The organism is Rhizobium sophoriradicis (genome assembly GCF_003939025.1).
In the GTDB taxonomy this organism is placed as follows: Bacteria; Pseudomonadota; Alphaproteobacteria; order Rhizobiales; family Rhizobiaceae; genus Rhizobium; species Rhizobium sophoriradicis.
In genome coordinates this window covers 1-10,848 of sequence record NZ_RQIH01000040.1, presented here as the reverse complement: position 1 = coordinate 10,848, position 10,848 = coordinate 1, and the positions used below count along the sequence as shown (strand labels likewise).

The window sequence follows — 10,848 nt, the reverse complement described above, 5'->3', positions numbered from 1 at the left end:
TCAGTGGGGGTATTTTCAGGCATTGCTTCCCAGCGTCTCGTAGATCAATCAGACAATCACCTTCTTGTCATTTTCTACAACGAGCGCAACTGAAATAATCGGAAATCAAGGCCTTCCGCACCGCTTACCTATCGGAAGTAGCAATGTCACATCGCGGAGAGGGTTTGGCATGGAGAATTATGCCGGCCCTTTTCACTCATGAAAACCAGAGGAAGGTGCGTCGTCGATCGCTGAAGAGCGTTCGAAAATTTTATCACTCTGCGCGAGCGAGAGGCCGGGCGACGTCGCTCGTGTCGATATGGAGACTCCATCCTGTCCAGATGACTTATTTGGTTGCTACATGACGCCGTGATTGGTAGTTAGCCTTCCCTGACAACCTGCGAGGCAAATTCTTGGCAGTACTGAGAAAGCTCTATTCGGTATTAGATGCTCACGAGCGCCTGCGGGCTGCGATGATATTTTCATTGATGGTAATGTCTGCCTTTCTTGAAGTTGCGGGTGTGGCTAGCATATTGCCATTTATCGGGGTGCTAGCAAACCCGGGGATAATCCAAGCCAACCATTTCATCTCGCTCGCTTATCAGACATTGGAATTTAAGGATACGCGCACCTTCCTGATTGCATTAGGCGTGGTGATGCTCGTCTTCTTGCTGTTCAGCCTCACTCTGCGTGCATTGACGGTTGTTGCCATACAACGTTTTGCGGTGATGCGAATCCACGCAATATCGATGCGTCTCCTTAAGACCTATATGACCCAACCCTACGAATTTTTCCTGGAGAAAAACACATCGAGTTTGTCGAAATCGTTGCTATCTGAAGTCCAGGAAGTTGCCGGCAACGTTATGCTGCCGGGCATGCGCGCCCTTGCGGGGTTGGTCGTTTCCGCTGCAATCGTGGTTCTGCTGATTATTGTCGAGCCAACGACATCTGGGGTTTTGGCCGGCTCTTTTGGACTGAGCTACATTGCAATCGACGCGTTCACGCGCCAGCGCGTTAAATATTCTGGCGAACGACGCCTTAAAGCCAACGATGCCCGGTTCGTTATTGCCGCAGAGGCGCTGCAGGGCATTAAGGAACTGCGATTGCTCGGGCGGGAAGAGGAGTATTTGTCTCGATTCGGGGTGCCATCTAGGGCCTATGCCCACCATCAATCAATGACGATGATTACGCGCGAGCTTCCCTTCTACTTTATTCAAGCTGTTGCGTTCGGATCCATGCTTGGCGTACTGCTCTATTGGATAGCGCGTGGGGACAAGGTCGACGAAATACTCCCTCTGATGAGCTTCTTCGCTTTTGCCGGATATCGGCTGCTTCCGGCGTTCCAGGACGTGTTTCGCAGCGTTGGACAGATGCGATTCGCTCTCCCTGCACTCGATGAGTTGCTTCGCGATCTGTCTCTGAAGCAGAATAGTCTTCCAATAGGCGCCCGGCCGGACCAGCCATTGCCATTCCGAGATGTAGTTCGCTTCGAGAATGTCGATTTTCAGTACCAGTCTGCCAAGGCGAAGACCGTAAGCAATATTAATCTGAACATTCCTGTTAATAGCACCGTAGCATTTGTTGGACAAACAGGCGCGGGGAAAAGCACGATTGTTGATCTTCTCCTGGGTCTTACGACGGCCACGTCGGGCCGCATAACTGTAGACGGCGTGCCGCTGGACGTGCGCACTATTCGCGCGTGGCAGATGAATTTGGGATATGTGCCTCAACAGATCTTTCTCGCAGACAGCACAGTGTTGGCCAATATCGCTTTCGGTGTTCCTCGTCCGGAAATTGATGTTGAAGCGGCGAAGAGGGCGGCTACGCAGGCCCACATCCATGACTTCATCGTGAAGGAACTTCCCGATGGCTACGACACGATCATTGGCGAGCGGGGAACCCGCCTTTCCGGAGGACAGCGGCAACGATTGGGTATCGCGCGTGCCTTGTATAGAGACCCTCAGGTGGTTGTCTTTGATGAAGCGACCAGTGCGTTGGACACCCAGACAGAGGCAGCGGTGATGAAAGCGATATCTGAACTAGGCAAGCACAAGACGATTGTCATAATAGCCCATCGCCTAATGACCGTACGCAACTGCGACCAGATTGTTCTTCTGGATCGTGGCCAGCTTGTCGCGCGAGGGCCATACGAAACTTTGTTCGAGAATGAAGAACTCTTTCGAGACCTTGTCCAAGGGTCACCGCAAGGAATGCCGTTGCAATGAAACCAACCGAATGTCGCCATGACAACACGATTTAAGAAACTCCTTGAGACACTTCGTTGGCTCACTCCGCTGGCCGGAGGTCCTGTCGCTGCGGCGAGCATTATCATTCGCCGAAAAATAAATCCCCTCAGCCTGCTGGAGGTAAAGTATGACGGCAAGCCGCTGTTTTTCAGGGGCATAGACAGTAATGCAATTGTGGAGGTGCTCCACGAGCGCGAATATGAATTTCTAGATGCTGATCTGCTGTCTGCTGATTCGCCACGCGTGTTGGATGTAGGTGCTCATATAGGCACCTTTGCTGCTTGGGCTCTCCGGGTTAATCCGCGAGCTAACATTCTAAGTGTTGAGGCAGATATACATACCTTCGCCGTCGCGACGAAGAACGCGAGTTCTCGTTGTGCGAATTGGCGGGTAATCAATTTCGCGGCCTCTAACACCGACGGGAAGCGGTTACGCTTTTCGACCGCAGGACCCTCAATGAGTCACCGGGTTTCCTCTGAAGGTGATTTAGAAGTCCAAACGATAACGCTCCAAACTCTAATGGACACTATCGGCAACTCAACGGAAGTAGATATCCTTAAGATCGACATTGAGGGCTCCGAAGAAGATTTCCTGTGTGCAAAGCCGGAATTGCTTGCGTCGGTAAAGTGTTTGGTTATCGAACTCCATCCAGGTATCTGCGATACTGAACGCGTTCGAAATGCGATTTCGAGTCATTTCAAAATAGTGGTTGAGATGCCGGGCCGTCGATCGGACAAGCCGCTTCTGTTGTGCCGGAAGTAAGAGTTGCGGGGAAGCCATGCACGAATTTCACGACGGAAGTGGCCTCGTCGAACTTAATATCCCTACCTTTGGGCGCCTGTTGCATATGCTCAAGCGTGCCGGAACTATCAGCACGTTGCGATGCCTTGAATATGAGCGCTTGAAATTTCTGGACCTTGAGGGATTGGTGCTGGATTTTGGTGGTGGTAGCCGAACTAATTATAGCCAGTACGTCAAAGAATGGAGCAAGCGCGGCGCTCCCTTCGAATATGAGTCCGCGAATATCGACCCAGATACTGAACCAACGTATCTAGTTGAGCCTAATGCCCCTCTGCCTTGCACGGATCAACGCTACGATGCCGTCGTGTCGTTCAATACCTTCGAACATGTCTATCACGGAAAAGAAACGCTACGCGAACTCCACAGGGTATTAAAGAAGAGCGGACATATACATTTTATCGTGCCGTTTATCTTTCGAGTTCATGGTCATCCCAGCGACTACATCAGGGGAACGCCAGCTTATTGGCAAGCGTTGCTCCACGAGTGCGGGTTCACGCTCACATCCACAACTGCCCTGTTGTGGGGGCCGTACTCGACGGCATGCAGTATTACCAGGCTGCCTGGCCCCTTCAAGCGCATCCGGATTCGTATTGCTTTGACAATCGACTACCTCCTTGCACGTTGGAGGTTCAGGAAGGGTGGAGAAGCCAAGTTCAAGCAGGACCATCCCGCTGTTAGATGTGCGCTAGGCTATCTCATCAGTGCGAAACGGGAGTGAACATTCTGATTACGATGGGAGTTATCTCCGTGCGGATCGGACACGCGACAATCTTCGGCAGAGCGGAGGCGACCGGATGCCGCAAATAATCGAATCCAACGCCGTGCAGATGCTGCTTGTCTCGTTTGCCGGGGTCATCGCATGTGGGATTTATAATTTTCGTCCCTGGCTGCTTGCTGTTGCCGGCGTGGTCGTGGCGATTCTGATCCAATTCAGCTTTCTATTCGATGTCGGCGAAGTCTATTCTTACTCCGACTTCTATAAGAGAGCATTTTGGTATTTCGGCGACGACATAACCACGTGTTTGGCAGCGGCATACATATGGTCGCTCCTTTCTCGTCGCCCCAAATTGGGATGCCTCTTAGCGACCGCAATTCTCCTCTCGGGCGGGCGAATCGGCATAATATTGGTGATCATTCAGATTAGTTTATTGTATTTCCGGCCGAACTTGAGTTATCGGGGTCTCTTCACCACAGTCGCACTCACAATAGCGACGGCTGTTTCTGTGTACTATTCTTCGGTGCTAGTTTCGCCGACAATGATCTCGGTGGGAAACAAGGTTGCTTTTCAACTTGGCAGCAATGAGGCTTGGTTTCAGAAGACGACGAACGGAGCCGATTGCATCGGTGACAACTGCTTTGAATACAAAGTAAAAAGGCCCTTGCGCATCCGAGTCTATGGTGCGATCGCGGGACTGTGGATGACGCTCGATGGAGGCTATCCGGGATCGAGATTCCCCAACACACCAGAAAAGCTAGCCGACCTCATGACGGAAGCGAATCCTTGGGGGCTAAACGACAGGCTTGAAATAACACGGCAAGACTGGCTCCTGGTCGGCACTATCCAGTCTCCATATCTTCAGTTTGGCGCTGGTTATGGTCCGTTCTTTCTGATCGCAGCCTTGAGCATAATCGGCCTAATCTGTGTTGTCGGCTGCCGAAACCTAATCGCCCAGCCCGGTGATTCAGGTTCCCCGTTTGCGATATTCTTCATAGTAAATGCTATATTCAACCAGACCCAGGCGTGGCTGTTGCCTGGCCCAATTCTCTTCCTCATGGCGTTGTGCGGAACTAACATAATGCTGCAATCTTTTTTGACCGGCAGGCGGTCTCGCAATCTGGCTGCGTCCGTCGCTGTGGCGAACGGTCAATCCTATCGGCGGCCAGCAGCCTGCCCCTAGACGTATGCGTGAATTTAGAAAGCAGTAACCGAATGGCTCCGCTGATCACTATTGGCATCACGTCCTTCAATGCCGAGGGGCATATTGCCCGTGCGATATCTTCGGCCATTGCTCAGAGTTGGGAGCCGCTTGAGATCGTTGTTGTTGATGATAGATCGAGTGATCGGACCTTCGAACTAGTCGAGCAGATCGTCAAGAGTCATCCGCAGGTTCGTGTGTTCCGTCAGTCCCAAAATTCTGGAGTAGCGGCAGCTCGTAACCGGATCATGGAAGAAGCCAGGGGCGATTTTCTAGCGTTCTTCGACGACGATGATGTGAGCGACCCAGACCGGGTCGCTACCCAATACCGGCGGATTATAGATTATGAAGGCCAGCTTCCTGAACGGGCGCCGGTGGTCTGTCACACAGCCAGGCGTCAGATAACGCGCAATGGCAGTGAACGCATAGAGCGAACCATGGGATGCTCCCAGAAAAAAGAGGCCCCCTCTGGTCCGGCCGTTGCCGCGCGTCTCTTATGGGGAGAGCCGGTAGAGGACGGCTATGGCGCAGTCGCTACGTGCTCTCAGATGGCAAGGACTTCGACTTACAAAATGCTTGGCGGATTTGATCCCGTCTTCCGCAGGTCGGAAGACATGGAATTTTGTGTGCGCCTCGCAAGGGCTGGCGGCCACTTCGTCGGAATTGCAGAACCACTCGTGACCCAGACGCTGACATACGGCTCCGAAAAGTCGCTCGATAAGGAGCTCTATTACAAGCTTCAAGTCATCGATAAGCACCGGAGCGCATTCAAAAGCAAAGAGCACTATGGGTTTTCGCGGGAATGGATAACGACAAAGTACCTGTGGTTACGCGGCCACCGCCCTGCGTTTATCCGCAAGCTGATCATAAGCGCCATAACCCACCCATTGTTGACGTGGTCGCGCCTGTGGTATGCACTGCCGCAACTCGATAGCAACCGCAGTTTTTCTCTCTTCCATCGTAAGTAACATCCATGAACCAGAGCGAGCGCGTCACCATCGGCATAACCTGTTTCAATGCGCGCGACACCATCGGCAATGCTATCAGAAGCGCACAGTCGCAGGATTGGGCCGATCTTGAAATCCTCGTCGTCGATGATGCGTCAACAGATGGATCGCCGGAGCATGTCGAATCCTTTATCGCTGATGATCCCAGGGTTCGCCTCGTCCGTCATCGCAGAAATGGCGGCGCAGCGACGGCGAGAAACACAATTATCGAAGTAGCGACGGGAGATTTCATTGTTTTCTTCGACGATGACGACGAGAGCGCCGCTAACCGGGTAATGCTGCAGGTTGCTGCAATTAAGGCGTTTGAGGCGTCGAACGGATCTCGCCCGGTCGCGTGCTATGCGGCAGGGGAGCGGATTTACCCCAACGGCCATCTCAAGCCGCTTCCCGCCATCGGATCCGCGGGGAAGACGCCATGCGGCACGGACGTCGCGGATTATCTTCTCTTTTATCGACGGAGGCCCATTTATTTTTACGGTTCGGGCACCCCCACGTGCGCGCTGATGGCGAGGCGAGAGCTGTTCCGGAAGCTAGGCGGCTTTGACGCGTCGCTAAAACGCGTCGAGGATGTCGATTTCGCTATTCGTCTCGCACTCGCGGGTGGGTGTTTCATCGGGACGACGGAAAAGCTGTTCGTGCAGTATTCAACACAGGGATCCGACAAGTCGCCAGACGCAAATCGTTCTGCCGAGGTCGCCGTCGCAAAAAAACATGAAGGATATTTACGGTCGGTTGGCAGATATCATTATGCCAGCCATTGGCCGAATCTGCGGTATCACCACTTCAAGCGGCAGTACTTCCGATTCATTGCCCAGTTCCTCCTTATCGTCGCCAGGAATCCTATTCTCGCCACCACGCACCTGTTGGCAACTGGGCCAAAACGCCTTCGTCATGAGAGGCGCATGAATAAGAGGAATATACAATGAGGTTGTTATTTGTCGCCCGTGCTATGCATAGGATGGCTGGCGGTCTTGAGAGGATGATCGTGACCATCATGAATGAGATGGTCCGTCGCGGACACGAAGTTGCCCTGCTGAGCTGGGACCTAGACGATGCAGAAGCTTTCTATCCGATGGCCCCGGAAATAGGCTGGTATAAGTTGCACACGGGCGATGCCTCTCGTAAGGCAAATGTTTTGACGCGCTTGCAGCGTGTCCCAAAGATCCGTAGATCCGTTTCCCAGTTCTCTCCGGATGTCATCGTTTGTTTTCAAGGTGGCCCGTTTCGGGCTATGCTGTCCTACACAGCCGGGATGCGAATCCCGCTTATTGCGGCCGAGCGCACAGCGCCGACGCTTTATGAACATGCCAACAGCGCGTGGGGCAAACGAAAAGAACATTTCAGCTTTCGTTTCGCCAAACGCATTACTGTGCAATTCGATCGCTATCGGGATTACTACCCGAAAGCTCTTCATAAACTCATCGCCGAGACACCTAATCCGGTCTCCGAGGCCCATGAATTAGCCGTTCCTGGGGCCGCAAACCGACATGGCCGCTTCACGTTGCTGTCGGTCGGCCGGCTAAGCTATCAAAAGAATTATCAGGCTCTGCTGCGGGCCTTCTCGGTCGTTGCAGATCGGTTTGTCGACTGGGATCTAAAGATCGTAGGTGAGGGGGAAGACCGGACGGTCCTTCAAGAGATGATCGACAGCAGCCCCGACCTGCGGGGACGCGTATTTCTGACAGGCACGACCTCGGACGTGGCGTCCGCTTACGTCTCATCCAATCTGTTCTGCCTGCCATCCAGGTGGGAGGGTTTCCCGAATGCTCTGGCCGAGGCGCTTGCGCACGGCCTGCCTTCCGTAGGCTATGTCGATTGCGCAGGAGTCCGCGATTTGATAGAGCACGGCGGGACAGGATTGCTTGCTGATGGGAACGGTTCGCCCGACAAGCTTTCAAAAGCATTGGGCGACTTGATGGCTGATCATACCCGGCGGGCCGAAATGGGCGCCAATGCACGCCTTTCCATGCGCAAGTATCTGCCGTCGGCCTGCTTTGATCGTTGGGAGAATGTGCTGAAGCAAGCGGCCAATTGATGAAATTATTATTCTGTATCAAATCGTTGGCCACACTTGGTGGCGGCGCTGAGCGTGTTTTCGCGGAAGTGGCGAACGGTCTGCATCGTCGTGGCCATGATGTCTCGGTCCTCACGCTGGATGGTTCATCGGCATCTTCCTTTTATCCGTTAAGTCCGGAGATAAGACGGCAAACGCTAAAGATCCGTGGGTTGATGCCGCTCCCGCTTATCGGACTGCGGCGACGTATCCGCGAACTGGCTCCCGATGTTGTTCTGGCGTTCATGCCATCTAGTTACACACCAATCGCTTTCGCATTGTTGGGATCTGGCCTGCCCATCATAGCAAGCGAGCACAATGTGCCTGCCCGCTATAGTGGAACGCCCCTCAAGTGGACGTTGCTTAAATTGGCCGCTCCACTGGTGAAGCGGTTCACAGCTGTTTCAAGCCAAATGAAACAGCTGTATCCGCCGGCGATCCGCGCCAAGATGGACGTGCTGCCCAATCCGACCGGGTGGTCTGCTGGTCGGCAGGCCGACGTCGTTGGCGTGGAGTCCGGGCGTACCCTCCTCGCCGTCGGGCGACTTCATCCGCAGAAGGATCATATAACACTGGTGCAAGCCTTCGCGTTGCTCGCAAGCGATTTTCCAGAGTGGACACTGAAAATCGTCGGAGATGGAGACGCGAGGGAAACGATAGAGGCTGAGATAAAGCGCCTGAACTTATCGGATCGCGTGCGCTTGCCTGGCAGTACTCCGGATATTTCCTCCGAATATAGCGCGGCGCAACTGTATGTGATCTCATCTGCCTACGAAAGCTATGGTTTGGCGACTGTGGAAGCGCTGGCGCACGGATTGCCGGCGATCGGTTTCAGTGACTGCGCTGGCACGAACGAGCTCATCAAAAGCGGAGAAAATGGTCTCCTGGTGGATTCTCGGCCCACAAAAGCGATCGCACTAGCCGCCGGCTTGAGACAGGTCATGCAGGACGGTGAACTCCGCCTTCGCCTGTCGATGCCTGCCAACGCCGCTCATGCCGGCGCGACACTCGAAGAGGTGCTCGACAAGTGGGAGGCCATCAGTCTCCGATCGTCCCGGTCTCATCTGCGAAAGTGCCGGTAAAGGCAGGTGGTGCCCATGTGTAAACCGGCAATCGTTTCAGCATCGGAGTATATGAGTTTGAAGGTGCTCTTTTTTGTAGCCGAGGATTGGTACTTCCATTCTCATCGCCTGCCGCTGGCCGTGGCTGCGAAGGCAAAAGGTTGCGAGGTGGTTGTCGCAACGAGAGTGACGGATCATCGGGATAAAATTGAAAAAGAGGGCATTCGCGTAGTGCCTCTGCGGCAGCTTGTCCGGTCAAGCCTGAACCCGTTTCGGGAACTTGGCGCAATCGCGGAGCTGTATTCTGTTGTAGCGCGCGAAAAACCTGATGTAATCCATAACGTTGCGATGAAGCCGGTGATGTACGGGAGCATCGTCGCCATGATGACAGGCGTCTCCAGGCGAGTAAATGCGTTGGGTGGCTTGGGCTTCGTGTTCTCCTCTCAAAATCTGCAAGCAAGAATTCTAAGGAAATTTATAGTTTCGGTCTTTCACTACCTGCTGAACAGGAAGGGCACGGCTGTTATCGTCCAGAACAAGGAGGACTTCGACGTCGTGACCCATGCATGCGCCGTGGATGAGGCTAGGGTCCATCTCATCCAGGGCGCTGGCGTCGATTTGGACATCTATGTCCCCGCGCCCTTAGCTACAATCGAGCCTGTGGTGATGCTTGCATCCCGCATGATTTGGGACAAGGGCATAAGCGAGTTCGTTGAAGCTGCGAAGTTGTTGCGGGCCGAGGGCGCGAATGCACGCTTTGTCCTGGTGGGAAAACCGGATGGCGAGAATCCCGCCTCGGTACCTGAAAGCGAATTGCTACGTTGGGTTTCGGAAGGCGCCATCGAATGGTGGGGTCACCGTCAGGATATGCCCCAGACGCTAGCGCAGGCTTCGATCGTCTGTTTGCCGACCTACTATGGGGAAGGCGTGCCGAAAGTTCTCATCGAGGCCATGGCTTGTGGCCGCCCGATCGTTACCACCGATATGCCCGGATGCCGTGAATTGGTCCTTGACGGCAAAACTGGGCTACTGGTCAAACCTCGTAGTGTCGAAAGCTTGACCGCCGCGCTCAGGACGCTCTTGCTCGACCACGAAAAATGCAAGTCGCTTGGAGAAGAAGGACGCAAGCTCGCATCGACAAAGTATTCTCTGCCCATAGTCGTCGAGGGGGTGCTCGATCTTTATGGTTTGAGGTCTTGACGCAGGTCAGACGGAGATCAAAGCCGGGCACGCGATCCGAGAGAAAACCGCTCACTTCCGTTCGAAGTTTGAAACCTTTATCTGTCTTGCGATGGAACTGACTGGCAGGGGGCCAAGAAAAGGTGGGAATGCGCTACTTCATTACAGGGACGGCCGGTTTCATCGGTTTTCATCTGGCCAGGCGCCTGCTGCAGGAGGGGCACGAGGTAACGGGCTTCGACGGCCTCACGCCCTATTACAACGTCAAGCTCAAGGAGATGCGCCATGCGGCCCTCTCCCAGTTCCCGGCCTTCAAACCGGTCATCGCAATGCTCGAGGACCGGCCGGCGCTGGAGGCGGCTGTCCTCGCGGCCAAGCCCGACATCCTGATCCACCTCGCCGCACAGGCCGGCGTCCGCTACAGCCTGGAAAATCCCGAAGCCTATCTACATTCGAACGTCGAAGGCTCATGGAACATTATGGAAATCGCCCGGCGGGTCGAAGTCCGCCATCTGATGCTGGCCTCGACATCATCGATCTATGGCGCCAACGCGACCGTCCCCTTCCGCGAGACCGATCGCGCCGACGAGCCGCTGACCATTTACG

10 protein-coding genes are annotated in these 10,848 nt (G+C 54.2%); all 10 read left to right on the top strand.

What is annotated here, in order from left to right; genetic code table 11:
• Positions 1 to 392: 392 nt before the first annotated feature.
• On the top strand, positions 393 to 2,204 hold the full coding sequence (locus EFR00_RS32450) for an ABC transporter ATP-binding protein (RefSeq protein WP_077991504.1): 1,812 nt from the start codon (positions 393 to 395) through the stop codon (positions 2,202 to 2,204).
• An 18-nt stretch (positions 2,205 to 2,222) separates the two neighbouring features.
• Entirely contained in the window at positions 2,223 to 2,987 is a 765-nt protein-coding gene (locus tag EFR00_RS32445; protein WP_077991502.1) for an FkbM family methyltransferase, read from the top strand.
• 16 nt (positions 2,988 to 3,003) lie between these two features.
• Positions 3,004 to 3,744: a methyltransferase domain-containing protein gene (locus EFR00_RS32440; RefSeq protein WP_077991500.1), complete on the top strand. Its 741-nt coding sequence runs from the start codon at positions 3,004 to 3,006 to the stop codon at positions 3,742 to 3,744.
• A gap of 76 nt (positions 3,745 to 3,820) precedes the next feature.
• Positions 3,821 to 4,924, top strand: coding sequence for a hypothetical protein (locus tag EFR00_RS32435; RefSeq protein ID WP_077991498.1), 1,104 nt, complete (start codon positions 3,821 to 3,823; stop codon positions 4,922 to 4,924).
• Positions 4,925 to 4,956: 32 nt separating this feature from the next.
• Positions 4,957 to 5,910, top strand: a complete 954-nt coding sequence (locus EFR00_RS32430; RefSeq protein ID WP_077991496.1) for a glycosyltransferase family 2 protein — start codon at positions 4,957 to 4,959, stop codon at positions 5,908 to 5,910.
• A gap of 5 nt (positions 5,911 to 5,915) precedes the next feature.
• Positions 5,916 to 6,875, top strand: a complete 960-nt coding sequence (locus EFR00_RS32425; RefSeq protein WP_077991493.1) for a glycosyltransferase family 2 protein — start codon at positions 5,916 to 5,918, stop codon at positions 6,873 to 6,875.
• Entirely contained in the window at positions 6,872 to 7,984 is a 1,113-nt protein-coding gene (locus tag EFR00_RS32420; RefSeq protein WP_077991491.1) for a glycosyltransferase, read from the top strand. Before EFR00_RS32425 ends, EFR00_RS32420 begins: the two co-directional genes overlap by 4 nt.
• Positions 7,984 to 9,084, top strand: a complete 1,101-nt coding sequence (locus EFR00_RS32415; protein WP_077991489.1) for a glycosyltransferase family 4 protein — start codon at positions 7,984 to 7,986, stop codon at positions 9,082 to 9,084. Before EFR00_RS32420 ends, EFR00_RS32415 begins: the two co-directional genes overlap by 1 nt.
• 51 nt (positions 9,085 to 9,135) lie before the next feature.
• Positions 9,136 to 10,263, top strand: a complete 1,128-nt coding sequence (locus EFR00_RS32410) for a glycosyltransferase family 4 protein (RefSeq protein ID WP_167482313.1) — start codon at positions 9,136 to 9,138, stop codon at positions 10,261 to 10,263.
• Positions 10,264 to 10,391: 128 nt separating this feature from the next.
• The coding region (locus tag EFR00_RS32405) for an NAD-dependent epimerase/dehydratase family protein (protein ID WP_125864861.1) at positions 10,392 to 10,848 on the top strand (457 nt) is incomplete at its 3' end.